We start from the raw sequence: 24,897 nt of genomic DNA, 5'->3' as shown, positions 1-24,897 counted from the left end.
GTGGATCGTCTTCGAGGCGGGCGGCGACCGCTTCCAGTTCCGCGAGTCCTACCAGTGGATCCCCACCTGGGACGCGCGCTTCACGTTCGCGGCGGACGGCATCGCCCTGGTGATGCTCATGCTGATCGCGATCCTGGTGCCGGCGGTGATCCTGGCCTCCTGGAACGACGTCGACGAGACCCAGCGGTCGGTGCCGACGTACTTCGCCCTGCTGCTCGCCCTCGAGTGCACGATGATCGGCGTCTTCGCGGCCGCCGACGTGTTCCTGTTCTACGTGTTCTTCGAGGTCATGCTGGTGCCGATGTACTTCATCATCGGCTCGTACGGCGGCGCCCGGCGGCAGTACGCGGCGGTCAAGTTCTTCCTCTACTCGCTGGTCGGCGGCCTGTTCATGCTGGCCGCCGTGATCGGCCTCTGGGTCGTCGGCGGGCACACCTTCGACTGGCAGAAGCTCAGCGACGTCTCGGCGGCGTTCGAGACCGACACCGCCCGCTGGCTGTTCCTCGGCTTCTTCATCGCGTTCGCGGTCAAGGCGCCGTTCTTCCCGTTCCACACCTGGCTGCCCGACGCCGGTGTCGCCGCCCCGGCGCCCGCCGCCGCGCTGCTCGTCGGTGTGCTGGACAAGGTCGGCACGTTCGGCATCCTGCGCTACTGCCTCCCGCTGTTCCCGGAGGCGTCGCGCTGGTTCGCCCCGGCGGCGCTGATCCTGGGCGTCATCGGCATCATCTACGCCGCGCTGCTCGCCGTGGGCCAGCATGACCTGAAGCGGCTGGTGTCGTACACGTCGATCGCCCACTTCGGGTTCATCGGCATCGGCATCTTCGCCTTCACCACCCAGGCGGGCACCGGCGCGGTGCTCTACATGGTCAACCACGGCCTGGCGACCGGCCTGCTGTTCCTGGTGGTCGGCATGTTCGTGGCCCGCCGCGGCTCGGCGCTGGTCAGCGACTTCGGCGGCGCCGGCAAGCTGGTGCCGGTGCTGGCCGGCATCCTGTTCTTCGCCGGCCTGGCGTCGCTGGCCCTGCCCGGCACCGCGCCGTTCGTCAGCGAGTTCCTGGTGCTGATCGGCACGTTCACGGTGCACAAGGTATACGCGGTCATCGCCACCGTGGGCATCATCCTCGCCGCCGCGTACGTGCTCTGGATGGTGCAGCGCACCACGCAGGGCACGCTCAACCCGGCGCTGACCGAGATTCCGGCGATGCACAAGGACATCAGCCTCCGCGAGAAGATCGTGGTCGCGCCGCTGGTGCTCCTGCTGCTGCTCCTCGGCTTCTATCCGAAGCCAGTCACCGATGTGATCAACCCGGCGGTCGAGGCGACCATGCAGGACGTCGGCACGACCGATCCGGCGCCGGCCGCGGTCGCGAACGGAAGGGTGGCTCGGTAGCCATGGGAGACCTCAAACTGCCGGAGATCAACTACGGCGCGCTGTCGCCGATGTTGATCCTTTTCGGAGCGGCCTGCCTCGGCATCCTGCTCGAGGCGGCCCTGCCGCGCGGCCGGCGCAACGGGGTCCAGCTGACCCTCGCGCTGGCCTCGCTGGTCGCGGCGCTGGCCGCGGTCATCCTGACCCGCAACACCAGGGTCGTCACCATCGGCGGCGCGGTCGCGATCGACGGCCCGACGCTGTTCCTGCAGGGCAGCATCCTGCTGCTGGGCGTGGTGTCGATGCTGCTGATCGGCGAGCGCACGGTCGAGGCCGGCGGCGCGTTCGTCTCGCAGGCCGCGATCACGGTCGGCTCGGAGAAGGACCTGAAGCAGGCGGGCAGCCAGCCCGGCGCGACGGAGGTCTACCCGCTGACGATCTTCTCGCTCGGCGGCATGCTGCTCTTCGTCGCCGCGAACGACCTGCTGACGATGTTCGTCGCGCTAGAGGTCCTGTCGCTGCCGCTCTACCTGCTGTGCGCGCTGGCCCGACGCCGGCGCCTGCTCAGCCAGGAGGCGGCGCTCAAATACTTCCTGCTCGGCTCGTACGCGTCGGCGTTCTTCCTCTTCGGGGTGGCCCTGATCTACGGCTTCGCCGGCGCGGTCGACATGGCGTCGATCCACGCGGCGGTCGCCGACCCGGTCCGCAACGAGGTGCTGCTCTACGGCGGCCTCGCCCTGGTGGCCATCGGCCTGCTGTTCAAGAGCGCGGCGGCCCCGTTCCACGTGTGGACACCGGACGTGTACCAGGGCGCGCCGACCCCGATCACGGCGCTGATGGCGGCCTGCACCAAGGTCGCGGCGTTTGGCGCGCTGCTCCGCATCCTCTACGTCGCCTTCGACGGAGTCGTCTGGGACTTCCAGCCGGTGCTCGGCGCGATCGCCGTCCTGACGATGCTGACCGGCGCGATCCTGGCGGTCACCCAGACCGACATGAAGCGGCTGCTGGCATACTCGTCGATCGCCAACGCGGGCTACCTGCTGGTGGGCGTCCTGGCGCTCAACAAGGACGGCCTGTCCGGCACGATGTTCTACCTGGTGGCCTACGGCTTCTCGGTACTGGCGGCGTTCGGCATCATCTCGCTGGTCCGAGACGCGGACGGCGAGGCGACCCACCTGTCCCGCTGGGCGGGCCTGGGCCGCAAGAGCCCGCTGTACGCGGGAGCCTTCTCATTCATCATGCTGGCCTTCGCGGGCATCCCGCTGACCAGCGGCTTCACCAGCAAGTTCGCGGTCTTCGGCGCGGCGATCGACGGCGGCCAGACCTGGCTGGTCATCGTCGGCGTGATCACCAGCATGCTGCTGGCGTTCCCGTACCTGCGGGTGATCGTGATGATGTGGCTGTCCGAGCCGGGCGAAAGCACCCCGACGGTGTCCATCCCGGGCTTCCTGACCTCGGCCGCGCTGGTGATCGGCGTGATCGTGACGCTGGCGCTCGGCGTGATCCCGGCCCCACTGCTGGACCTCACCAACGACGCGGCCCAATTCGTGCGATAGTCCGGCTTCGCGGCGGCCCCGGTCTGATTCCTTCAGGCCGGGGCCGCTTCGTTTCGGCGCAAGTCGCGACCGTGGTGCTGGTGATCACGTCCGGCTCCCCGGTGACACGTTCGACATCGGCCGGTCGCACACCACACCAAGATCAAATTATGGATGTCGTGCCTGGTTGCATGGCACTGACCGTCGCTCCCGCCGACACCGGGCGAGGGCGGCCAATCGCCTAGCGGCTCATGAACGGCCGTCCTCACCCTGCCAGGTCCGTGCATGGTCGCGTCTCCTGCTGGGCGGCTCCATCGGCCGTCGCGGCTGCAGGCTGTGTCGCCCTCGGCGGGCCCTCCAGCTCTGGACCGGGCCGCAGAGCCCTTCCGGGTCGGGGGTCCCGCGCCCGTGGCGACTCCCCGCACAGGCCGCACCGAAACTCTGTGTCATGGTGGCCAGCTCCCGCTACGAAACCGCAAGATCGCTCGGGCCGGCGAGATCCGCGCAGACCTCGCGCCCCCTCCCGAGACCTTGGCGCCCAATGACGGCTCGACATTCGCCGCTACGGGATGCCTCGCGCCGCATGTCAGCTGAGCCTCGGCCCAGGTCGCGCAGCATGTCAGCTGAGCTCGGCCCAGGTCACGCAGCATGTCAGCCAACCCGACGAGTGTTTGCGGCGGTGCGCTGACCAGACGGTCCACCGCCGAACAGGCCCCCACCCGCGGACCATGAACGGGGGACTCACCTACCGCCAGGTCACGGACGCAGATCCCGGGCCTCGGCCACCATCATCGGACCGATCCCTACCGCACCGATGCGCACCCGATCGCCGCGAGATCCTCACCGACCCTCCATCGACAGAGTCACGCGCCAGCCAGGAGCGGACCACACCCGCGCACGATCCGGACACACGCCGAGCACACCCACAGTGAACTGACGTGGATGACGGTCACATCCACTGACGGCCTTGTTCACGGGCATCAAGGGCCGCACGTCGAGTCGGGAAAGCGGCTCCGCGGGGGACGCCCGCGATCTTGGAGACCTGCGGTGTGCTCGACGCGCACGCTCATCAAGGTCGTAGCGGGTGGTAGCGAAATGGGGGTTTTGGGAGGCTGGCTGCCAGCCTGTGGGACGGAATGTTCACCTGGTGGTACGTGGCCCCGGCATATGGGAAGCGGGTCCTCGCACTGAGACCAGGCACGAACCTTGAAGCTTCAGGGCGCGCGCCGCGCAGTGACGCCACAAGATCTGGGCCGGCCGGTCGGATGCCAGACCAGCCGCTTACTCAGGGTGAGTGTCGACAGTCGACCATCTCACTCTGTCAAAGGTGTCCGCCAAGATGTTCTCCATGGTGCGGAGGGCGGCGGAGCTAACGGAAATCATCGGGGAATGCGACTGGTTCGTCTCCGTGCTGACCGCCGTGCGTGCGGCTGGGCTGCCGTCGGCGTGGACCGGGGCCGGGGTGCTGCGTGATCTGGTCTGGGGCCGGCGCTACGGGGACGGGTTCGCGCCCGGCCAGGTCCGAGACGTGGATGTCGCGTTCTTCGATCCGGAGGACCTGAGCCGGCGCCGCGATGCGGAGGCCACCACGGTGCTGCGTGAGATTCTGCCGGACGTCGTCTGGGAAGCGACCAACCAGGCCGCGGTGCACACCTGGTATTCCGAGTTCTTCGGCGGGCCGCCGGTCGCCCCGCTGCGGTCGACCGCGGAGGGCGTGGCGACTTGGCCGGAGACTGCGACCGCGGTAGCAGTCCGGCTCGTCGCCGCGGAGCCTCCAAACGCCGTGAGTGCCGCAGCTGTTGCGGGAGGTGCGGACACGGCGACCGCCGCAGTAATTGCGGGACGTATGGACGCCGTGACTGCCGCAGCTGTCGCAGGAGGTGCAGACGCCGTGGCCGTCCCGGTCGTTGCTGCCCAGCGTCTGGAGGTCTGTGCGCCGTGCGGCCTGGACGACCTGCTGGATGGCATCTGGCGGCACAATCCGCGCCGGATCACGGTCCCCCTGTCCAGAGCCCGCCTCGCGCGCCAACAGCCGTCTCGCCGATGGCCCGGCATCAGGGTGATCGACCCGTAGCGCACGACCATCCTGGAGGTGCTACCCATGCCTGTGGACAACGGGGCCATCGCCCGGTGCCCGGTGCCCGGCGTGGTGCGGTGGGCCGCGGGGATCGGGTGGACTTGGTGATCGCTGTGGATTGGATGTGCCAATTGTCGGCGGGTCCGCTACGTGCTTCTGGCTCGGCCGGTGGGTGCCTGATCAGGGTGAGTGGGCAGGTGCGTGGGTGTGGGAGCGGAGGGGACTTTTCCGGATCCGTACCTTCGAATTGTTTTTGATCTTGCTGGTGTGACCCCTGGGCCCGCCCGCGTCAGGCTCGTATGGCATCGTGAAAGTGTGGTGAGCACCGGTGACAGCGCGCTGACGTCGTTCGGCCTCGACATTGACCCTGCGGTCGATGCGGCAGTGTCGGCGACGCTTGCCGTTGTGGAGGATGCGCTGCGCAGCAATGTTGCCAGCGCCGATCCGCTGGTGGCCGAGGCTGCCCGGCATCTCATGGACGCCGGCGGCAAGCGGTTTCGGCCGCTGATTCTTGCTCTTGGCGCGCAGATGGGCGATCCGACGCGGCCGGAGATCGTGCCCGCCGCCCTGGTTGTCGAGCTGACCCATCTGGCGACGCTCTACCACGACGACGTCATGGACGAGGCCACCGTGCGGCGCGGCGCGCCCAGCGCCAATGCTCGCTGGGGCAATTCGGTCGCGATTCTCGTGGGTGACTATCTCTTCGCGCGGGCGGCCGACATCGCCGCTTCGCTCGGGCCGGAGGCGGTGCGGCTGCAGGCGCGGACGTTCGCCCGGCTTGTGCACGGCCAGATCGCCGAGACCGCCGGGGCGCGCGGTTCCGATCCCATCGAGCATTACCTGAGCGTCATCGCCGAGAAGACCGCGTCGCTCATCGCGACGTCGGCGCGTTTCGGCGGCCTGTTCTCCGGCGTCACGCCCGAGCAGGTCGAGGCCCTTACCGGGTACGGCGAGACGATCGGCATCGCGTTCCAGCTCTCTGACGACCTGCTCGACATCGCGTCGGAGTCGGTGCAGTCGGGCAAGACTCCGGGCACCGACCTTCGCGAGGGTGTGCCCACGCTGCCGGTGCTCTACGCCCTGGCCGGCGACGACACCGACGCTTCCTCCGTTCGGCTGCGTGAGCTGCTCGCCTCCGGGCCGCTGGTCGACGACGTGCTGCACGCCGAGGCGCTCGGGCTGCTTCGGGAGTCCGCCGCGATGAAGCGGGCCCGCGAGACCGTCCGGACCTACGCGGAGGAAGCCCGGTCGCGGCTCGCGCCGCTGCCGGAGGGTTCGCCGCGCAGCGCCATGGAGTCGCTCTGCGACTTCATCGCCGACCGCACGAGCTGAGTCCCGACCGCGCGGTTTCTAGGCCGTTATCACCCGGTTTGCGTGTCGTCGCAACATCCGGCTGCCGAGTACCATGGCCGCGGCCGCCCACAGCATCGCGATGCCCGCCGCCGTCCACATCGTCGGGTAGCCGGCCGTCGCGGCCACCGTTCCCAGGCTCAGCGGCCCGATGCAGCCGCCCGCGTACACGCCGGTCTGGGTGATCGAGGTCGCCGCCGCCGGCGCCTGCGGGTGCAGCCGGACCACCGCGAAGGTCATCAGCCCCGGCCAGGCCCAGCCCAGGCCGAAGCCCAGCACCACGCCGACGATCAGCGTCGCCGTGCTGAACTGCGACAGCAGCGCCAGCCCGGCCGCGCCCACGGTCAGCATGCCCGCGATGACGCCGATCTGGCGGTCCGGCAGCCGGTCGGCCAGCCAGCCGCCGCCGACCCGGGCCGCGACGCAGACCGCGCTGCCCAGCGTGAGCGCCAGCCCGGCGGGCCCGGGCGCGAGGCCGCGGGCCACCGCCGAGTCGACCAGGAACGTGCCGAGCGCGTTCGCGGAGGCGGCGGCCAGGGCCGCGCCGATGCCGATGACCACCAGGGCCGCGGTGGCCCGCTCGCCGCCGTTGGTGACCGACCCGCGGGCCTCGTCGTGCTCGGCCGGCACCAGCCACAGCGCCGCCGCGGCGCCGGCCGCCGCGAAGACGAACGCCCAGCGCCAGCCCACGGTCAATGCCACCACCGGTACGGCCGCGCCCGCGAGCAGCGTGCTGACCGGGATCGCCGCCTGCTTGACGCCGAACGACAGGCCCTGGCGGCGCACCGGTACGTGCCGGGACAGGCTGGTGTTGCTCGCCAGCTGGCCCATGGCGTTCGCGGCCGCGCCCAGGGCCAGGATCGCGATGAGGCTCCACAGTGAGCGGGCCGCGATCGCGATCGTCAGCAGGGACACCGCCGCCAGGCCGATGCCGGCGCGCGCGATCGTGGTCGAGCCGTACCGCTCGACGAGCGCGCCGGCGGGCACCGAGGCGAGCGCGCTGGCTCCGAAGTACGCCGAGACCGCCAGCCCGAGACCCGCCGGGCTGAAACCGAGTTCATGGCTGATTTGCACCGCGAGGCCGCCGACCAGAAATACGGGAACCGAACAGGCGATGGTGGTGGTGAGGGCGCCGGTGGCAGCGCGCAGCGGGCGCACCGCGTTCGCGCTGGTAGCAGCGGTTTTGGCGGGGACGATCTGCGGCTCGGCCATCAATCGGAGGGTAATCCCGGGCTCGCTCGGGTCGGGACGGTGAGTGTTAATGACCACACGTCGCGTAGAGATCGGTCATGGTCGACACGCTTGAGGCATTCCGTCCGAGGAAGATTATTCATATGGTGTAAGTCCCCGGCGTCGGAGGTGGCTGTGCGCGACCCCCTGGCGGAGCCGTCAGATCTCATCCGGAGCGTGTCACGCGCCCTGCGCGTACTCGAATCGGTGGGTCGGGCCCCGCGCGGACTCACCGTGAAACAGATCGCTCGGCGATGCGAGTTGACCGTTGCTACGACGTATCACCTAGTGCGTACCTTGGCGTACGAGGGCTATGTGATCCGCCGGGAAGACGGCACGTACATCGTCGGTCTGGAGATCGCGGATCGATACCGCGAACTGGTCTCCGCCTTCCGCGGGCCGCCGTCCGTCGGCGAGGCGCTGCGCCGGGCGGCGATAGAGACCGGTTACAGCCATTATCTGGGCAGGTTCGTCGGCGGTCGGATCGCCGTGACCGCGTGTGCCGAGGGCGCCCGGTCGCCGTTCATGGACGACATGGTGCCCGGCTTCGACGAGGGCGGGCACGCCACGGCGCTCGGCAAGGCCCTGCTCGCCACGCTCACGGCCGATCAACGGGCCCGCTACCTGCGAGACTGGGGCATGCGGGCCTTCACCCCGGCGACGCTGACCTCGCCCGAGGCGCTCGAGGCCGACCTGGCCGCGGGCGAGCGGCGGGGGATGCAGCTCGAGATGGGCCAGTTCCGGCAGGGGCTCGCCTGCGCCGCGGTCAATGTCGTCTCCGACCGGGACATGGAGCGCCGGCTGGTGCTCGCCTGCTCCCTGCCGGCCGCGGAGATGCTCACCTCCGCGCGGGTCGTCCGCGCCAAGCTGACGGCCGCCGCTCGCAGCGTCGCCGAGGCCCTCTCCGCGGGCGACGCGGCCACCGCCTGACCTGCTGAACTGCCGACTTAAGACGCCTTTGAACCGCCCGACCCCGGTGCACGTAGTACCGGTTGGGACGCGCGGAGGAGGTCGGCAGGCTTGGAAGATCAGGATGCCGAGTTGTTGCGTGCTCTGCAAGACGAACATGGGGAAGCACTGTTCGCACACGCCGTGCGACTCTCCGGAGGCGACCGGCAGCGGGCGGAGGACCTGGTGCAGGAAACGCTGCTGCGGGCCTGGCGCTACCCGGAGGCTCTCGACCCGGAACGCGGCGCGGTGCGGTCATGGTTATTCACCACCGCGCGCAACCTGGCAATCGATGCCTGGCGACGCCGGTCGGTTCGGGTCGGCGAGGTGGTTACAGACATGATTCCCGAGCCGCCGCCCAGCGCGGACGAGGCTGACCGGGCCGTGGAGGCCTGGACGGTCGCGGAAGCCCTGGGCCGGCTGTCCGCGAGTCACCGTGAAGTCCTGGTGGAGTGCTTCTACCAAGGACGCTCGGTGGCCGAGGCGGCCGCCCGGCTGGGCGTTCCGCCCGGCACGGTCAAGTCGCGCACGCACTACGCGTTGCGTTCGCTGCGCATGGTTCTGGACGAGATGGGGGTGACGGGATGAGGTGCGGACACGAGCACGACGACGGTGCGTACGTCCTGGGCGCCCTGTCTCCCGTCGAACGCGCCGCCTACGAACGGCACCTGGCCACGTGTTCGTTCTGCCGCGAGGCCGTCGCGGACATCGCCGTACTGCCCGGGCTGCTCGGCCGGCTCGACCCCGTCGACTTCGAGAAGCTGCTCGCCCCCGATCTGCCGCCGCCGCGTACCCGGCGCAACAGCATGCCGGACCTGGTCATGGCCGCGCAGTCGACGCGGCGCGAGGAACGCCGCCGGGTCCGCTGGCGGGTGCTGGGCTCGGCGCTGACCGCGGCCTGCCTGGCGCTGGTCGTCGGCATCGGCGCGGTGTTCTGGATGGGCCGCGGCGGGACCCCGGACCCGACGGTGACCGGTCCGACGGTTGCGATGACCCCGGCCAACGAACGGGTGCAGGTCACCGCCCGGATCAGCCTGACGAGTGCGGCCGGCGGCACGCGGATCAACCTGATCTGCTTCTACAACCAGGGCGACGCGGAGTCCAAGCCGTACACGGTCCGGCTGATGGCGTACGGCCCGGACGACGAGAGCGAGCAGCTCGGCTCGTGGACAGCGTCGCCCGGCAAAGAGGTCAAGATGTCCCCTGTGACGCACTTCACCGACGGGACGCTGTCCCGGCTGGCGCTGGTGCGGACGGACGATCGGACCTTGCTCACCTATGACGTCCCCTGACGGGTCTTCTCGTCAGCGCGGCGGAAGGGCGGCGGCTGGTTCGGCGGTGGCGGCCGCTGAACCGGCCGCCGTCCTCCCTTTGGTGGCCCGGGCGCCGCGCAGGCCGTCCACGGTGAAGATGATCAGCGCGATCCAGACCAGCCCGAAGCCGGCCAGCCGGGCGGGTGGCATCGGCTCGTGGAACAGCAGCACGCCGCAGGCGAGCTGCAGGATCGGCGCGACGTACTGCAGGATGCCGATGCTGACCAGCGGCACCCGGTTGGCCGCCCCGGCGAAGAGCAGCAACGGTACGGCCGTAGCCACGCCGGAGAGCAGCATCAGCGCCGTGTGCGCGGCCGACACGTGCCCGAACTCGGCGCTGCCCGTCGCGTTCAGCCAGCTCAGGTAGCCCAGCGCGGGCACCGCGAGCACAGCGGACTCGACGAACAGGCCCTCGGCGGGCGGCAGCGACAGCCGCTTCTTGATCAGGCTGTACGACCCGAAGCTGGCGGCCAGCGTCAGCGCGATGTACGGCAGGTGCCCGTAGTCCACGGTCAGCACCGCGACGGCCAGCCCACCGAACCCGACGGCGATCCACTGCCACAACCGCAGCCGCTCCCGCTGCACGGTCACGCCGAGCACCACGACCAGCAGCGGCGTGATGAAGTAGCCCAGTGCCGTCTCGACCACGCGGGACGAGTTGACGGCGTAGATGTAGGTCGCCCAGTTCACGCCGATCAGCACCGCGGCGAGGGTGATGCCGCCGAGCAGCCGGCGGTCCCGCAGGATGCGGCCGAGGAAGTGCCGGTTGCGCGCGACGAGCAGGACCACGCCGATGAAGAGGACGGACCAGATCACCCGGTGGGCGAGGATCTCCAGCGGCGGGGAGGGCGCGAGCAGCTTGAAGTAGATCGGGAAGAAGCCCCACAGCACGTACGCCGTGAGGCCGTACAGATAGCCTCGTCGCTCCTCGCCCATGCGCTCACCGTAAGTTCGCGGCGGGGGCCCGGTCGTTGCATATGTCGTAGCTCACCAGGCCAATCGCGCGGCGGCGGCTCCTTACCGGGTCTCCGCCGCGGGTGAGCTCAGCAGCGGGATCGCCCGGTTTTCGCTGCGGGGTGGTTCAGTCGTCGCCGCCGTCCGGGACGAGCATGTTGAGCACCCAGCTCACGACGCCGACCAGCAGGGCGCCCAGGATCGCGCTCGGCCAGAAGTCGTCCACGTGGAACGGCAGGTCGAACCGGCCGGCGATCCAGCTGACCAGCAGGAAGAGCAGGCCGTTGACGACCAGGGAGATCAGGCCCAGGGTCAGCACGTAGAGCCCGCAGCCGATCGTCTTGATGATCGGGCGCAGCACGGCGTTCACGATGCCGAAGATCACCGCGACGGCCAGCAGCGTGCCGATCTGACCCCCGAGGGAGTCGGTGGTGAGACGGATGCCGTCGATCACCAGCGTCGCGATCCACAGCGAGACGGCGGTGATGACCAGCCGGATGAGGATGCCCATGGCACCGGATGGTGCCACGCCGGGGCGAGCCAGGTGCGCGACACTCCACGATCTTGTCGAGCTCGTTGCTGCAATCCACCGCAAAAGCAGCGAATTGACCGGTATCGCTCGCCGGTCTTGGGTCAGCCGCGGACCGGCGGGCCGATCAGTTGGGCCTCGATCGGGGTCTGGGACAGCGCGGCCCAGCGGACCGCGCGCCGGTTGATCACACCGACCATGTCCGCGCGGATCTGGGTCAGCCACTTCGCCGCGTCGCCGAGACCCAGGGCGGCGCCCACCAGGGCCGCTTCCTCCGGCCGCAGGGGCTGCACGAGCAGCAGATCGGCCCGGGAGGCCGCGTCGGCGTCGGCCGGGCCGAACTCGTCGCGGACCACCAGCGTGGCCTGCCAGCCGGCACCCGGGCGGTTGTCCGCGCCTACCGGCCCGATGTCGACCACCACGAGCAGCGGGTGCAGGGCGGAGCCCGGGGGGATCTCCACGGCCCGGCCCGGCGGGATGACCGCGATCGCCTCACCGGGCACCGCCGCGCCCCGGACGAACGGCTCCCAGGCCTGCGGCCGCGCGGTCTGCACGACCACCCGGGCGCCCAGGGCCATCGCCCGCAGCGCCACCAACTGGGCGCAGCGCACACCACCCACCAGCAGCGCCCGGGTCTGCTCCGGGCGGAACAGTCGGGCGATCACCGGCGCGCCCCTGCGATTGCTGCCGATCATGAGGCCGGCGTTGCCGATCGGGAGCTGCAGGTCGTCGAGCAGGTCGGCGCGGGCCATGTCCAGGCTGGGACGGCCCGGCACGGCCGGAGTGGCCGGGATGCCGAGCGGAAGGGTGGCGAGGAGCCCGTCGAGGTGCTCACCGTCCAGCCGCCGGGCCGTCGCGCGCTCGGCGGCCAGCAGCTTGCGCAACGCCTGCGTGGCCACCGACAGGGCCGCGGCGTCCGGGGCCGCGAGCCGGACGGTCAGGTCGATCGCCGTGTCCGTGCCGGTGGCGGAGCGGGGCCCCACACCCAGCGCGACTGTGGTCGCGGCCGCCGGCAGGGTCAGCATCCGGGCCACCAGCCGGCGTGACGTCTCGATGCGCAGGTCGGGCCAGCGGCGCAGCCGGAACGTGGCCTGGGTCAGGCTGCCGACCCGCAGGCCGGGCCAGGACTCACTGGCCGCGCCGACGCCGTCGTCGTGGGCCAGCTCCGAGACCACCCGCAGGGCGGCGGCCTCGCCGAGCGGCCGGGCCGGGGTCGGGCCGAGCCGGCGCAGCAGCTTGCGCACCAGGCCGGAGAGGGCCCGGCGGAGATCGTCTTCCGACCAGCCCTCGGCGCGCAGCACGCGGACGGCCAGCAACGCCCTGCTGTGGCCGAGCAGGCGGCCCTCGGTGAGCTGGCGGTAGGAGTTGGCCGGGGTGCCGCCGCCGGCCCGCAGGGAGGGCGAGGGGGCGCCGATGAGGAGGAGCTGCAGGCGGCACGGCGGGTGCTCGGCGCCGGTGGGCGGCAGCAGGCCGGCCGGGGAGGGCAGGATCACCGTCTCCTCGGCGAGCAGGCCGTTCGGGTCGCCCAGCTCGAGCACCGCGGTGAGGCCGTGGCCGTCGACGATGACCGCGGCCGGGTCGCCCGCGAGCTCGGTCTGCTCGATCCGGGCGCCGGGCGCGACGAACTGGAGCAGCGCCGTCGGTGCGCCGGCGACGGAAACGGCGTGTCGGCGGCCGGCGAAGCGCAGCCCGGTGCCGAGCCACTCGAACGCCCAACGGCCGCGCAGCCGCAGCCACGTGACGGCGAGCAGCGCGATCGCCACGAAGGCCGCGGCGGCGAGGGCGATCGGGCCGTTGACGGCGCCGACGAGTAAGGCGACAGCGGCCACCTGAGTGCTGACCCACTGGCCGGTGCGAATACCGAACAATCGTCCATGTCGGACACGCTGGGCGCGCACCTTCGGCAGCCGCTGACCCGCGCCGGTGAGCTCCGGGAAGTCGCGGCCGCCCGCCAGGTCTGCCGTCACCGTCTGAGTCCGCCCTTCCTTGATGCGCTGCCTGTGCGGCCTCATCGTATGGCGCGGGTGGGACGCGCAGGGGGCCCTGTGGATATCCACAGGTTGTCCACCGGCGCTACCGTGGCCCCGTCCGGCCCGCTACGGTCAGCGACGGCAGTGGATGAATGGCAGCTCAGGGGCGCCCCCCACCGTGACACGGGAGCCGTTAACCTGAGGGTCACGTCAATGCTCCCGGGTTCGTCCAGCACGGCTCATCCATACCGGACCCGGTGCACGGCAGACGATCAAGAAAGCGGGGTGACGTCCGGGGTGTCCCAGACGCAGGCAAGTTCCGGGGACATGGCGAAGGTCGCTGGGAAGTTCGACCAGGCCAACAGCGATTTGACGGCCATGCTCACCAAGCTCATGGACCGGCTTTCCGTGCTGCAGACCGCCTGGGTCGGCAGCGGTGGTCGCGCGTTCGAGTCCGTGAAAAACCAGTACCAGCAGGACCTCGCGCAGCTCAACAAGGCGCTCGCTGACACCGCCGAGGCCATCAAGAGCTCCGGTGCCAGCTACGACAGCACCGACTCCTCGGCCGCGAGCCTGGTGGCCAAGTCCGGTGGCGGCGGCGTCAGCCTGCCGCTCTAATTCCGACCTGGAAAGGAGCACGACATGAGCGACGGACTGCTTCGCGTCAACTTCGGTGCCCTGGCTGAGGCCGGCGTCGACATCCAAAGCGCTGTGAACGAGCTCGACTCGAAGCTCAGCCAGCTCGACGCCGACGCGCGCCCGCTGGTGGAGACGTGGGAGGGCAAGGCGCAGGCGGCATACCACCAGCGGCAGCAGAAGTGGACCACGGCTGCCACCGACCTCAAAAACATCCTCCGCGACATCAAGATCGCGGTCGACCAGTCCGCGCAGGACTACGCGACGACCGAGGGCAACGCGGAGAAGCGCTTCTCCTGAGCTCCCCGCACCTAATCTTCGCGGCACGGCCGGGACGCCTCGTTCCGGCCGTTTCCGTCTCATTTCCCGCTCTGGCTACCCCGAGTCATTGGACGGTATCGTTGCGCGACACAATCATGGGTCTGACCTACGCCGATCGTGCTGACGGGGCCACTTAGAGGCTGTATACGTCCGGCCGCCCATTGTGATCGGGCCCTGACCTTGTAGGTTGTACGCGTTGAGGTGGCCCCGTTCGCCGCGAAGGGAGAGGTGGACGTGACCGAGTGGGAACCGGCTACGGACGCCGAAGTCGCGATGCGCAGCGCCCTGCGCACCGACGACCAGGAGTCCTACTTCCGCATTCTCGCCGGAGTCGACCTGCTGCTACCGGTCTCGGCAGACGCCCTCGCCGGCCTCGCCCCGCTCGGTTGGGGCACGTGGAGCACCGGCGGCCGTACGCACGTCCTCGCTTTCACCTCGCCATCCGCGCTGCAGGCCTGCCTGGCTGACTACACCGGCTCGGCCCGCCGGGTGGCATACGCGGAGCTGGCGGACACCTGGCCGAACCTCGAATGGTGGCTGGCGGTCAACCCCGGCCTGCCGATCGAGGGCTACTTGCCGGCCTGGTTCGTGGCCCAGCTCTCCCGCGGTGACCTGCGGCTGCCGACCCGCGGCCCGGGCCGCGAGGGCAGCAACGCGCCGAACCGCATCCAGGACCTGCACGCCGCCGCGACCCTGGCGGCGACCGCTGCGGCCCAGGGCTACAACGCATCGGCCCAGAACTACGCGGCTCCGGCCTCCGGCGGTCCTATCCAGGGCAGCCCGGCCGCCGGCGCTCCTGCTTCCAGCGTCTCCGAGGGCCCGGCCTATGGCGGCCCTTCCTCGGATGGTCCAGCTTTCGGCGGCTCTTCCGGTGGTCCGGCCTTCGGCGGCGCTGCGCCGGGTGGGGCAGTGCCGGCCGGTTCGGCGGGGTCCGCCTACGCGGGCGGGCAGCCGGGCGGCCGTCAGGCTGGCGCTGCCGGCAGCGCTCCTTCTTCCGCTGACGAGGCTGGATCCGCGGGACCTGTCGGTCCGGGTGGGCTGCCGGTGCGCACGCCGGGTGCCGTCATGCCGAGCGGGTTGCCCTCGCGCGTGCCGGGGACCCCTCCGGGTCCCGGCGGTGGGCGGGGCGGCGGCATTCCCGGCGGTCAGTTCAACGGCTTCGGTACGCGGCCTGGCAATCCTCCGGGTCAGCCTGGGGGTTCTGCGGGTCAGCCTGGCGGTTCTGCGGGTCAGCCTGGGGGTTTCGCGGGTCAGCCTGGCGGTTCTGCGGGTCAGCCCGGCGGTTTCGCGGGTCGGCCTGGTGACCAGCCGCCTGGTTATGGCAGCCAGCCGGAAACGCGGGGCGGTCTTGCCGACCCGCCCAGTGGACTTCCTGGCCGTTCTAGTGGTCCTGCTGGTCAGCCCGGGGATCGTGGACGCCCCGGCAGCGGCGGTCGGTCCGCCCAGGAGGCTCGTGGTTTCGCGGGTGGGCCCGGCGGGTCGGGTCAGGCTGGCGACGTCCGGCCAGCGCCCGGTGCTGCTAGTGGTGTGCCTACTGCTTACCGTTCGCCGAGCATTCCTGCTGGTGAGTCGGCTGGCCCGGGAGGCTCCAGCGCGCTTGCACGGCCGCCCGCCAGCGCCAGTGCTCTAGACGCCCTGGGCAGCCGGTCCGGGCCTGGCGCTCCAGCCGGGGCTCCGGCCGTGCCCGGCTCACCGCCCCCGCTGCAGCGACCCGACTCTCCGCTGCCCACGCGGACGCCGATGGCTCAGACACCACCGCTGCCGGCCCATATTCCGCCTCCGGTGGACATCGATGATGCCCCGGTCGGCTCCGGTCGGACGGGCCCCGGCCAGGGTGGCATCGCCGCTGGTCAGGGTGGCGCGTCGGCCTCCGGTCAGCGCGCGGGCACTCCGGCGGGTGAGGCGGATTCGGGCGACGCGGCAGCGACTTCGGTCAACCTGGCGGGCCGGACCGACGCGGCCTCCACGTCCCCCGTCGGTCGGCCCGGTTCGGGCCAGCCGGGGTCGGGCCAGCCGGGGTCGGGCCAGACCAGTTCGGGTCGGCCTGGTTTGGGTCAGACCGGGCCGGGTCAGACCCGCCTGGGCCAGGCTGCCGCAGGTCAGGCGGGGTCCGCACAGACTGCGCCGGGCCAGACCGCGCCGGGTCAGGCCGCTTCGGGCCAAGGCGCGCAAAGCGGCGCGGCGCAGACCGCTCCCGGCCGCGCGGGGTCCGATCCGAGCGCCGACGATCGGAGCGCGGGCCTGGGTGGGCTACCGCGCCGGCAGGTCACAGCACCCGATGAGCGGCCGTCTTCCGTGGCTGCGGCCGCACAGGCGCTCGCCGGTAGCGGCGGCCCGGGGTCGGCTCCGTCGCCGTCGACGACACAGCAGCCTTCCACTCAGGAACCGTCCTCGGCGAAGCAGCCGGGTGCCACCCAGCAGGCGCGTTCTGGGCTGGCCCCGCCGGTCATCCCCGGTGCGGGTGGTGCGGGCCGGTCCACAGCCGGCAGCCCGGCCGTTTCGGGCTCGCCCTCGGGCGCTCCCGGCTCGGGTGTTCCCGGCTCGGGCGCTCCGGTCTCGGGTGTTCCCGGATCAGGCGCTCCGACCTCCGGCATTCCCGGCTCGAACACCTCCGCCTCGGGTGCTCCCGGTTCGGGCGGCCCCGGCGCTCCGACCTCAGGTGTTCCCGGTTCGAAGACCTCAGGTGTTCCCGGTTCGAACGTTTCGGTCTCGGGTGTTCCGGGTTCGGGCGCTTCGGTCTCGGGTGGTCCCGGCTCGAATACTTCGGTCTCGGGTGGTCCCGGATCAGGCGCTTCGGCTTCAGGCATTCCCGGTTCGGGCGCTTCGGCCTCCGGGCCGGCCTCGGCACCAGAGGTTCCGGCCCCGGCCGCACGCCCGGCCGTCCCGCCGGCCTCCAGCCAGCCGCAGGCCGACTCGTCGGCCGGCTCGCCTCCGTTCACGCGGCCTGCGACCGATTCGGCCGGTTCGCAGGCCCAATACATGCGGCCTGCGACCGACTCGGCCCAGCGCTCGCCTTCGACGACCGATTCTGCCGGTTCGGGCCAGGTTTCGACTTCGGCGAGCCAGTTGGCCGCTTTGGCCCGGTCTGAGCACTATTCGTCGGAGCCGCCGCAGTCCGCCTCTCAGCCGCCGGGTGCGGCGGCGCGGCCCGCTCCGCAGGGCGCCGGCTCGGGAACGACCGGCTACAGCACCACCATCGGCGACAACTTCGACGAGGACTTCGTCCCGGCGAACGAGGTCGAGCGGGATCTTTACCACGCCGTCGACGAGCGCAGCACCGATTCTTTCCTCTCCACCCTGCTGCTCGCCACCGTCCTGGTGCCAGTCGCGCACAATTCGCGGCCCGGTAGCGCTCCCGGCGAGTCCGGGTTCGCGTTCCGGACCGAGGAGATCGACGGCGACCGGTTCCTTGTCGTCTTCACCAGCCGGGACCGGCTCGCCGAGCACTTCGCCGAGCCCACCCGCACCGTCGGGGTCCGGTTCGTTGATCTCATCCGTAACTGGCCCGACCCGGCCTGGTCCTTCGCCGTCAATCCGACGTCGACGATCGGTGCCCGTTATCCCGGTCCGCAGGTCATCGCCCTCGCCAGTTGGGCGGTTGAGGCCGGGCTCGGCGGCGACCCGATCGATGCGCCCGTCGAGCAGCCGCCGCGGCCCGCCGCGCCGACCGCGCAGCTCACCATCATGCAGAAGGCCGTGCCCGCCGAGCAGGTCGACTACTACCTCGAGCGGGGTTACGACCGGGTCGCCGGCTTTGTGCACCGGGCCGGGGAGGTTGAGCACCTCGGTTCGCCCGGCGAGCTCTTCGCGGCCCTGGGCCTGCTCTATGACGGCTCGCCCTATCAGGCGGACGCCAAGGAGGCCTTCGTGCTCCGCTGGCCGGCGCACCGGCCCAGCCTCTACCGCATCCCGTACGGCGGGCAGAGCGAGCAGGCGCTGCGGGCCATGGACGGCTGGGTCATCGAGCGGCCGCCGTTCCGGGGCAACGGGTTCGCGCCCGGCGAGGGCAAGGATGTCATCGCGGAGTTCAAGGTGGACAGTGTGCGGCTGCCGCACGGTGCTCAGTTGTGGCGGATGGATGCCGACGGCGCCGAGCAGATGATCGCGGTCTTCGACTGTGACGCGCCCGTGTGGCGCCGGGTCGGTGAGCAGTGATGCGCGACGGTTACGTGGTCAACTGGCAGGGCCGGGAGTACGACGCCGCGCCGGACGGGGAGAGTGTCCGGGTCTACGCGCCCGAGCCCGCCGACGGCTTCGTCGAGGTTCGGCCCGGCCGGTACGTCCGCGTGCTCAAGCCGGGTGAGTTCGGCGAGCTTGTGTATATCCGGACGACCTGTTCGTGGCGGGGCGAGCCGTTCATCGTGCTCGCCGAGGCCGACAGCTGGCTGCGCCTGGAATACACGGGTGGTCGCTCGCCGGTCGCGCGTGGCCTGGGGCTGGAGGAGTTCGACTTCGGCGTCTATCAGGGCTGGGCGCCGGCCAATGAGGTCACCGAGCTCTACGAGCACCGCGTTTAGCCGGCTCCGTCAGGACTTGAGCCAGCGCAGGATCTCGCCGGTCACCAGGTCCGGCGCCTCCTGGTGCAGGAAGTGGCCGGCGTCGGGGATCAGCCGCCACTCGTACGGGGCGATCACGTAGCGGCCCGAGCCCTGCGCCGTGCGGGGCAGCACCGCGGTGTCCAGCTCGCCGTGCATCTGCAGCGTCGGGGTGATCAGCGGCTGTTGCATCAGCTTGACGAAGCGGTAGCCCTGCAGCCGCAGCGCGGACCGGAACACCCACCGGTATGCCTCCAGCGCGCAGAACGCCGCCTGCGGGATCTGCATGGCTTCCCGGCACCTTGCGGCGTATTCCGCGTACGCGGCCGTCGCTGTCCATCTCGGACCGCTCCAGTGCTCGATCAGCTCGCCGATCACGGCGGCGTCGTTCTTCGTCAGCACATGCTCGTAGCGGGGCACCTGGAAACGCAGCATCGACGCGCTCGCGGCGGCCTGGCCGCGCGGGTCGGCGAACAACGCCGCGCGCAGGCGCAGCGGGTGCGCCGCGCCCAGCACCACGAGGCGGCTGACCATCTTGGGGTGGAAGGCCGCGGCCGTCCAGCCGATCATGCCGCCGGCGCCCGCTCCGACGATCATCGCCGAGCGTTCGCCGAGCGCCCGGATCAGGCCGGTCACGTCGGCGGCCATCGTGTAGCCGTCGTATCCGCGCGGGGGCTTGTCGCTGGCGCCGTAACCGCGCAGGTCGATCGCGACCGCCCGGAAGCCCGCGTCGGCGAGCCGGGTCAGCACGTCGTGCCAGGCCCACCAGAACTCGGGGAAGCCGTGCAGGAGCAGGACGAGCGGCCCGGTGCCCGCCTCGACGACGTGGAAGCGGCTGCCGTTGGCGCCGACGAAACGGTGGGTCCACGGACCTTCCGTCAGTACGCACGCCTCGTCCACCTGGGCACTCATGCGAACCAGCCTACGGGCTCAGGGAAAGCGCTGGATCGCACCCATCTGCACGGGGATGCCCGCACCACAGTCGATGCGCAACTTGGCCGGGGTCAGCTCGGCCCGGATGTGGTCGCCTTTGGCCAGCGTGGTGCCCGCGTCGGAGTAGATCGCATAGGCGACGCCGTCGAAGGTGACCAGGCCGTAGCAGGGTCCGCTGCCGCCGCGGGTGATCGTGCCCTCGGTCCAGCCCGGCGAGGGGATGGTGTCCGTCGGGGTCTTGGGGATGCCGGCCGGCTTCGAGGGGGCGGGGCCGGCGGGCACGGAGTTGTCGGGGCCGCTGGGCGCGACGGCGCGCGGCTCTCGCGTGACGGTGGAGGCCGCGCCGCTGGGGGTGACCGGCACGGAGGTGCCCGGTGTCACTGAGGGGCTGGCTGAACATGCCGTCAGGCTGCCCAGGACCAGCAACGTCGCTGTGGCCGTACGGGAAAACGAGATCATGACCCACCTCCGTGAGAAAGGCGCGGCGCCCGGGGGTGAGGCCCCCGGGCGCCGCGGTGGTGCGGGTGGATCAGGAGAACTTGACCTTCAGCGAGGTGCCCTTCTGCTCCACGACCTTGATCTTGACGCCGACGGCCGGCAGCTTGACGCCGGCCCACGGGATCTCGTCGTAGAAGTACTTCTTGGTGTCGTCGAACGTCGACTGCCCGGCCTGGCCGCGGATGTAGCTGGCCTTGCCGTCGAGGTGCAGCTTGAACGAGTCGGCCTTCTGCTTGCCGAACGGCGCGTCGTAGAGCTGGACCCGCGCACGCCACGGGTCGCCGTCGAGGTTGTAGATCGGCGCCGGGTGGCTGTCGATGATCAGGTTGCGGCCCTGACCGGGGTGCTGGTTGACGTTGTTGTCCGGCACCGAGGTGTCGTTGTACGAGATCAGCAGACCCTGCTGGTACGAGAAGTGCTCGGCCCAGTCCGGCTTGGTTGACGCCCAGCCGATGTTGTACGGGCCCGTCTTCAGGTACTTGTCGTACGAGACGTAGGTGCGGTTGCCCGCGATGTAGAAGTTGTCGTACTCGGCGGTGATCGACTCGCCCTTGACGCTGAAGCCGGCAGCGGTCCAGGTCGGAGTGCCCTCGGCGCCGTCGGTGGAGACCGCGGCACCGTTCACGTTGATGGTGAGGTCGTCGCCGAAGAAGCCGCCGGCCGAGAGGCCGCCGTCGGTGATGTAGTGCAGACGGACCTGCACCTGCTTACCGGCGTACGCGGTCAGCGGGATGCTGATGTCCTTCCACGCCCCACCGCTGTCGCCACCCAGCGCCGGACGCGGCGTGGTAGCGCCGTCGACGCCCAGCGGGGCACCGTCGACCGTGCCGTCGAGCGCGGTCCACGTGGTGCCGTCGGTGGAGGCCTCGAAGTAGAGGTAGTCGTAGCCCTCTTCGATGGTGTAGCGGCCCTTGAGGTCGAGCGACGCCGAGGTGGCCCCGGTGAGGTCGACCGACTTGGTCAGCGTGGTGTTCAGGTTGTCGGCGTTGCCGGAGAAGTACTGGTTCGCGCCGGCGAAGGGCGCACCGAGCTCGGTGGTGACCTTCTTGTCGGGCAGGACCACGACGGCGGCCTGCGCCTTCTTGCTGTTGTATTCCTGCGGGCCCAGCTCGAGGGTCTTCTTCTGACCCGCGACCACGGTCTCGTAGTCCAGCCAGCCGAGCTGCAGCTTCTGCCAGGCACCGAGGTCGCCCGGGCGCGTGCCGAGGGGCTCGCCGGCGCCGGAGAGACGGCTCTGCGCCATCAGGGTCCAGAACTCGCTGTTGTTGTTCGTGCCACCGGAGACGTCGTAGTCGTCCGGCAGGCCGAGGTCGTGGCCGTACTCGTGAGCGAAGACGCTCAGGCCGCCGTTCTCGGGCTGAACGGTGTAGTCACCGATCCAGACGCCGGTGTTACCGATCTGCGTGCCACCCGCCTTGTTGTTGGCGGGGCCGGTGATGCTGGCCGAGGTGTTGTACGCGTACCAGCGGTGCGCCCAGATGGCGTCCTCACCCTGCTGCGGGTCACCGTCGGACTGGTCGCCGCCGGCGTGGACGATCTGGAAGTGGTCGATGTAGCCGTCCGGCTCGTTGAAGTCGCCGTCGCCGTCGAAGTCGTACCGGTCCCACAGGTCGTAGCTCGCCATGTCGGCCTTGACCTGGGCGTCGGTGCGCCCGGCGGCCTTCTGGTTCGCGACCCACTGGTTGGCCGCGTCGGTGACGAGCGCCCACATGTTGGTGTCGGTGCAGAGGCCGGTGATGTCGCAGTCGCGACCGTAGCGGGCCTCGTTGTACTTGACCTTCACCCAGTCGGAGACCTTGCCGTCGACGCTGTAGCGTCCGGACGACTGGGCCTCGTAGTAGGTCTTGAGCGACTCGGTGTTCTTGCCCGTGCCGAAGTACAGCTTCTGGTAGTGGGCCCGGTTGTAGTCACGCTGCCACACCGTGGTGTTGTCCTGCTTGCGGTTCGGCGAGGGGATCGCGTTGTGCAGCGGGCCCTCGAAGGTCGTCGGGCCCGGCGTTGTCGGGTCGCTGTCGACGTCCGGGTAGCTCGGGTGCCGGTCGTTGCCGAACTCCGCCAGGATCACGAAGATCTTGTCGGTCCGCTCGTTGCTGAGCTCGACATACTGGTCCTGGCCGCCCCGGGCCACGCGGCGGTTGGTCTCGCCGCCGCCGCGGGTCTTGCCGACCTTCGCCACGGTGCTGCCGCCACGCTCCTGCGTCTTGACGGTGCCCTTGAGGATGCCGTTGATGGCCTCCTGGCGCAGCTCGCGGCGCTTGTCCTCGAACGGGTTCGGCAGCTCGTCGACGGGGGCCTTCTTGCTGGCCGTCACCGGGGCGGGGTCCACCGGAGGGGCCGCCATGGCAGAGGCCGGGAGCATGATCCCGACACTGCTGACCATTGCGGCACCCAGTAGTCCCACGACTACTTTGCGCACTTACTACCTCCGTTGACGTGACCGAGTCGCTGGGTGCAGCGGATCGGCGGTAAACGGCCCCGTGATTCGGGGCTCACGTGAACGTATGTAAACGAACCGATGTTTGGAAGTGCCTGCCACAATTGAAAGAAGATCTTTATGTGGCGGCGCTCAACGAAGCGCCGTCAGGGTCTTGACCTCGACCAGAGTCCCTGTCCCGCAAGCGATCCGCAGTCGCGACGGGCTGGCGTCGACCGTCACCCGAATGCCGGTCGTCAATGCGCGACCCTTGGCTTCATAGAGGGCATATTGGACGCCGTCGTCGGTGACGAGGCCGTAGCAAGGCCCGGTGCCGCCGCGATTGACCGTGCCGACGATCACCTCGGTCGGCTTGATGTCGTCGGTCGGTTCGCTCGGTGGGGCGGCGGGGGAGCTGAGGGTCGGCAGCGCGGCCTCCGTGCCGCCTGGTTCGCTGCCGGTGGCGGCGCAACCGGAGAGCATGGTCAAGGCGGCAGTCAGCGCGAGAAGCTGGATCTTGGTCACGGCGACTTGGACGCGCGTCGATATGCCGGGGTTCCCCGGTAAATGGGTCGGCGCCCGGGAAGCGGACTTCCCGGGCGCCGAACGTGCGGTGTTCAGCCGAACTTGACCTTCATGGACGTCCCGTTGACGTCGACGACCTTGATCTTGACGCCGGCGGCGGGGAGCTTGACGCCGTGGTTCGGCAGCTCGTCGTAGAAGTACTTCTTGGTGTCGTCGAACAGCGGCTGCGCGGCCTGGCCCCGGATGTAGCTGGGCTTGCCGTTGATGTGCAGCGTGAACGAGTCCGCCTTCTTCAGGCTGAACGGCGCGTCGTACACCTGGATGCGGGACCGCCAGGGCAGACCCTCGAGGTTGTAGAACGGCGCCGGGCGGCTGTCGATGTAGAGGTTGCGGCCGCTGCCCGGGTGGACGTTGGTGTTGTTGTCGACCTGCGACGTGTCCCAGTAGGAGATCAGCAGACCCTCCTGGTACGCGTAGTGGTCCACCTTGTCCGGCAGCGCCGGGAGGTAGCCGAAGAAGTACGGGCCGGTCTTCAGGTACTTGTCATACGAGACGTAGCTGCGGTGACCGGCGATGTAGAAGTGGTCGTACGCCTCGGTCGCGGTCGCGCCGACGATCGTGAAGCCGTTGAGGGTCCACGTGGAGGCACCCTCGGCGCCGTCGGTCGACACGGTCGCGCCGTCCGCCGTCACCGTGACGTTGTCACCGAAGAAGCCGCCGTCGGAGACGCCGCCGTCGGTCAGGTAGTGCAGGCGGAAATCGACCTTCTTGCCGGCGTACGCGTTGAGCGGCACCGTGATGTCGGCCCAGGCACCGGCCGTGCTGCCGGTCAGCGCCGGCGTGTTGCTGGCGTCCCTCGGGAGGGCAGCGCCGTTGATCGTGCCGTCGAGCCGGGTCCAGGTCGCTCCGCTGTCCGTCGAGGCCTCGAAGTAGAGGTAGTCGTAGTCGACCTCGATGTCGTAGCGGCCCTTGAGTGTGACCCCGGCCGTGGTCTTGCCGGTGAAGTCGAGCGACTTGCTCAGCGAGGTGTTGAGGTCGTCGGCGTTGCCGGAGAAGAACTGACCCGCACCCGCGAACGGGGCGCCGAGCGGGGTGGAGACCTGCTTGTCGGGCAGCACCACCACGGCGGCCTGGGCCTTCGCGGTGTTGAACTCCTCCGGGCCGAGCTCCAGGGTCTTCTTCTGGCTGGGCACGATGGTCTCGTAGTCGAGCCAGCCGAGCTGCAGCTTGTTCCAGGCGCCGAGGTCGCCGGGGCGCTCGCCGATGCCCTCGTCCCCCTTGGCGCCGAGCCGGCTCTGCGCCATCAGAGTCCAGTGCTCGTTGTTGTTGTCGCCGCCACCGGAGGTGTCGTAGTCGTCCGGCAGGCCCAGGTCGTGCGTGTACTCGTGCACGAAGACCGACAGGCCGCCGTTCTCCGGCTGGATCGTGTAGTCGCCGATCCAGATCCCGGTGGTGCCGATCTGGGTGCCGCCGAGCAGGTTGCCGGCCGGGCCGGTGCGGCCCTGGTCGGTGCCGTACGCGTACCAGCGGTGGCTCCAGATGGCGTCCTCACCCTGGCTCGGGTCGCCGTCGGCCTGGTCACCGCCGGAGTGGACGATCTGGAAGTGGTCGATGTAGCCGTCGGACTCGTTGAAGTCGCCGTCGCCGTCGAAGTCGTAGCGGTCGTACTGGTCGAACGACTTCATGTCGGCGGCGATCTGCGCGTCCGTGCGGCCGGCGGCCTTCTGGAGCTCGACCCAGCGGTTGGCGGCGTCGCGGACC

The 24,897-nt window shown here is 70.3% G+C and carries 21 protein-coding genes and 2 pseudogenes; 14 read left to right on the top strand and 9 right to left on the bottom strand.

Annotated features, from left to right (window positions below; genetic code table 11):
* The 4 genes from DMB66_RS45715 to DMB66_RS45695 all read left to right on the top strand — a co-directional run.
* A partial coding sequence (locus DMB66_RS45715) for an NADH-quinone oxidoreductase subunit M (protein ID WP_125810381.1) occupies nt 1-1,390 on the top strand: 1,390 nt, incomplete at its 5' end.
* 2 nt (nt 1,391-1,392) lie between these two features.
* Complete coding sequence (gene nuoN / locus DMB66_RS45710) at nt 1,393-2,925, top strand: NADH-quinone oxidoreductase subunit NuoN (protein WP_125810380.1); 1,533 nt, start codon at nt 1,393-1,395, stop codon at nt 2,923-2,925.
* 1,306 nt (nt 2,926-4,231) lie between these two features.
* The gene (locus DMB66_RS63105) at nt 4,232-4,978 is read left to right on the top strand and encodes a nucleotidyltransferase family protein (protein ID WP_233625314.1); all 747 of its coding nucleotides are present in this window, start codon (nt 4,232-4,234) and stop codon (nt 4,976-4,978) included.
* A gap of 342 nt (nt 4,979-5,320) precedes the next feature.
* Nucleotides 5,321-6,313, top strand: a complete 993-nt coding sequence (locus tag DMB66_RS45695) for a polyprenyl synthetase family protein (RefSeq protein ID WP_233625316.1) — start codon at nt 5,321-5,323, stop codon at nt 6,311-6,313.
* An 18-nt stretch (nt 6,314-6,331) separates the two neighbouring features.
* On the opposite strand, the gene DMB66_RS45690 is transcribed toward DMB66_RS45695, so the two are convergent.
* A complete protein-coding gene (locus DMB66_RS45690; protein ID WP_125810379.1) occupies nt 6,332-7,543 on the bottom strand; it encodes an MFS transporter in 1,212 nt (403 codons plus the stop codon).
* Between the two features lie 39 nt (nt 7,544-7,582).
* Between DMB66_RS45690 and DMB66_RS66275 the strand changes: the two are divergent.
* From DMB66_RS66275 to DMB66_RS45675, 5 genes and pseudogenes are all read left to right on the top strand, one after another.
* A pseudogene (locus DMB66_RS66275) lies at nt 7,583-7,867 on the top strand (helix-turn-helix domain-containing protein); the annotation flags it as partial.
* 58 nt (nt 7,868-7,925) lie between these two features.
* Nucleotides 7,926-8,000 carry a hypothetical protein gene (locus DMB66_RS66270; protein ID WP_370320532.1) on the top strand — a complete coding sequence of 25 codons (75 nt, stop codon included), beginning with the start codon at nt 7,926-7,928 and terminating at the stop codon, nt 7,998-8,000.
* A gap of 86 nt (nt 8,001-8,086) precedes the next feature.
* Entirely contained in the window at nt 8,087-8,491 is a 405-nt protein-coding gene (locus DMB66_RS66265; RefSeq protein WP_370320530.1) for an IclR family transcriptional regulator C-terminal domain-containing protein, read from the top strand.
* A 90-nt stretch (nt 8,492-8,581) separates the two neighbouring features.
* A complete protein-coding gene (locus DMB66_RS45680) occupies nt 8,582-9,097 on the top strand; it encodes a sigma-70 family RNA polymerase sigma factor (RefSeq protein WP_125810377.1) in 516 nt (171 codons plus the stop codon).
* A complete protein-coding gene (locus DMB66_RS45675) occupies nt 9,094-9,801 on the top strand; it encodes a zf-HC2 domain-containing protein (protein WP_125810376.1) in 708 nt (235 codons plus the stop codon). Before DMB66_RS45680 ends, DMB66_RS45675 begins: the two co-directional genes overlap by 4 nt.
* Nucleotides 9,802-9,813: 12 nt before the next feature.
* Here the strand turns inward: DMB66_RS45675 and rarD are convergent, their stop codons facing one another.
* The 3 genes from rarD to eccE all read right to left on the bottom strand — a co-directional run bounded on the left by rarD (nt 9,814) and on the right by eccE (nt 13,272).
* Entirely contained in the window at nt 9,814-10,758 is a 945-nt protein-coding gene (gene rarD / locus DMB66_RS45670; protein ID WP_125810375.1) for an EamA family transporter RarD, read from the bottom strand.
* Nucleotides 10,759-10,903: 145 nt separating this feature from the next.
* A complete protein-coding gene (locus DMB66_RS45665) occupies nt 10,904-11,287 on the bottom strand; it encodes a phage holin family protein (RefSeq protein WP_125810374.1) in 384 nt (127 codons plus the stop codon).
* A gap of 122 nt (nt 11,288-11,409) precedes the next feature.
* A complete protein-coding gene (gene eccE / locus DMB66_RS45660) occupies nt 11,410-13,272 on the bottom strand; it encodes a type VII secretion protein EccE (RefSeq protein ID WP_233625313.1) in 1,863 nt (620 codons plus the stop codon).
* A gap of 288 nt (nt 13,273-13,560) precedes the next feature.
* Between eccE and DMB66_RS45655 the strand changes: the two genes are divergently transcribed.
* The 5 genes and pseudogenes from DMB66_RS45655 (at nt 13,561) to DMB66_RS45635 (ending at nt 18,749) form a co-directional block, all read left to right on the top strand.
* A complete protein-coding gene (locus tag DMB66_RS45655) occupies nt 13,561-13,893 on the top strand; it encodes a WXG100 family type VII secretion target (RefSeq protein WP_370320525.1) in 333 nt (110 codons plus the stop codon).
* Nucleotides 13,894-13,917: 24 nt separating this feature from the next.
* A complete protein-coding gene (locus tag DMB66_RS45650; RefSeq protein WP_125810372.1) occupies nt 13,918-14,211 on the top strand; it encodes a WXG100 family type VII secretion target in 294 nt (97 codons plus the stop codon).
* 255 nt (nt 14,212-14,466) lie between these two features.
* Nucleotides 14,467-14,866: pseudogene (locus DMB66_RS66260) on the top strand (SseB family protein); the annotation flags it as partial.
* 2,441 nt (nt 14,867-17,307) lie between these two features.
* Nucleotides 17,308-18,387, top strand: coding sequence for an SseB family protein (locus tag DMB66_RS64620; RefSeq protein ID WP_233625311.1), 1,080 nt, complete (start codon nt 17,308-17,310; stop codon nt 18,385-18,387).
* The gene (locus DMB66_RS45635; RefSeq protein WP_125810370.1) at nt 18,384-18,749 is read left to right on the top strand and encodes a hypothetical protein; all 366 of its coding nucleotides are present in this window, start codon (nt 18,384-18,386) and stop codon (nt 18,747-18,749) included. Before DMB66_RS64620 ends, DMB66_RS45635 begins: the two co-directional genes overlap by 4 nt.
* A 9-nt stretch (nt 18,750-18,758) precedes the next feature.
* Here DMB66_RS45635 and DMB66_RS45630 read toward each other — a convergent pair whose 3' ends face one another.
* The 5 genes from DMB66_RS45630 to DMB66_RS45610 form a co-directional block, all read right to left on the bottom strand.
* Nucleotides 18,759-19,679, bottom strand: coding sequence for an alpha/beta fold hydrolase (locus DMB66_RS45630; RefSeq protein ID WP_125810369.1), 921 nt, complete (start codon nt 19,677-19,679; stop codon nt 18,759-18,761).
* An 18-nt stretch (nt 19,680-19,697) separates the two neighbouring features.
* Complete coding sequence (locus DMB66_RS45625; RefSeq protein ID WP_125810368.1) at nt 19,698-20,159, bottom strand: hypothetical protein; 462 nt, start codon at nt 20,157-20,159, stop codon at nt 19,698-19,700.
* A 70-nt stretch (nt 20,160-20,229) separates the two neighbouring features.
* Nucleotides 20,230-22,614: an immune inhibitor A domain-containing protein gene (locus DMB66_RS45620; protein ID WP_125810367.1), complete on the bottom strand. Its 2,385-nt coding sequence runs from the start codon at nt 22,612-22,614 to the stop codon at nt 20,230-20,232.
* Nucleotides 22,615-22,764: 150 nt separating this feature from the next.
* Nucleotides 22,765-23,136: a hypothetical protein gene (locus tag DMB66_RS45615; protein WP_125810366.1), complete on the bottom strand. Its 372-nt coding sequence runs from the start codon at nt 23,134-23,136 to the stop codon at nt 22,765-22,767.
* Nucleotides 23,137-23,228: 92 nt separating this feature from the next.
* Nucleotides 23,229-24,897, bottom strand: a 1,669-nt coding sequence (locus tag DMB66_RS45610) for an immune inhibitor A domain-containing protein (protein ID WP_125810365.1), incomplete at its 5' end; no start/stop codon positions are given.

This window comes from Actinoplanes sp. ATCC 53533 (assembly GCF_003947245.1).
Note: the sequence above shows the minus strand (reverse complement) of the source record. Positions and strands in the feature narration are given on the sequence as shown.

What these genes read in the sequence shown, in the direction of transcription:
- nuoN (WP_125810380.1), top strand. Translation starts at nt 1,393, where the DNA reads ATGGGAGACCTCAAACTGCCGGAGATCAACTACGGCGCGCTGTCGCCG.
- DMB66_RS45690 (WP_125810379.1), bottom strand. Translation starts at nt 7,543, where the DNA reads ATGGCCGAGCCGCAGATCGTCCCCGCCAAAACCGCTGCTACCAGCGCG.
- DMB66_RS66265 (WP_370320530.1), top strand. Translation starts at nt 8,087, where the DNA reads ATGGACGACATGGTGCCCGGCTTCGACGAGGGCGGGCACGCCACGGCG.
- DMB66_RS45675 (WP_125810376.1), top strand. Translation starts at nt 9,094, where the DNA reads ATGAGGTGCGGACACGAGCACGACGACGGTGCGTACGTCCTGGGCGCC.
- rarD (WP_125810375.1), bottom strand. Translation starts at nt 10,758, where the DNA reads ATGGGCGAGGAGCGACGAGGCTATCTGTACGGCCTCACGGCGTACGTG.
- DMB66_RS45665 (WP_125810374.1), bottom strand. Translation starts at nt 11,287, where the DNA reads ATGGGCATCCTCATCCGGCTGGTCATCACCGCCGTCTCGCTGTGGATC.
- DMB66_RS45650 (WP_125810372.1), top strand. Translation starts at nt 13,918, where the DNA reads ATGAGCGACGGACTGCTTCGCGTCAACTTCGGTGCCCTGGCTGAGGCC.
- DMB66_RS45630 (WP_125810369.1), bottom strand. Translation starts at nt 19,679, where the DNA reads ATGAGTGCCCAGGTGGACGAGGCGTGCGTACTGACGGAAGGTCCGTGG.
- DMB66_RS45625 (WP_125810368.1), bottom strand. Translation starts at nt 20,159, where the DNA reads ATGATCTCGTTTTCCCGTACGGCCACAGCGACGTTGCTGGTCCTGGGC.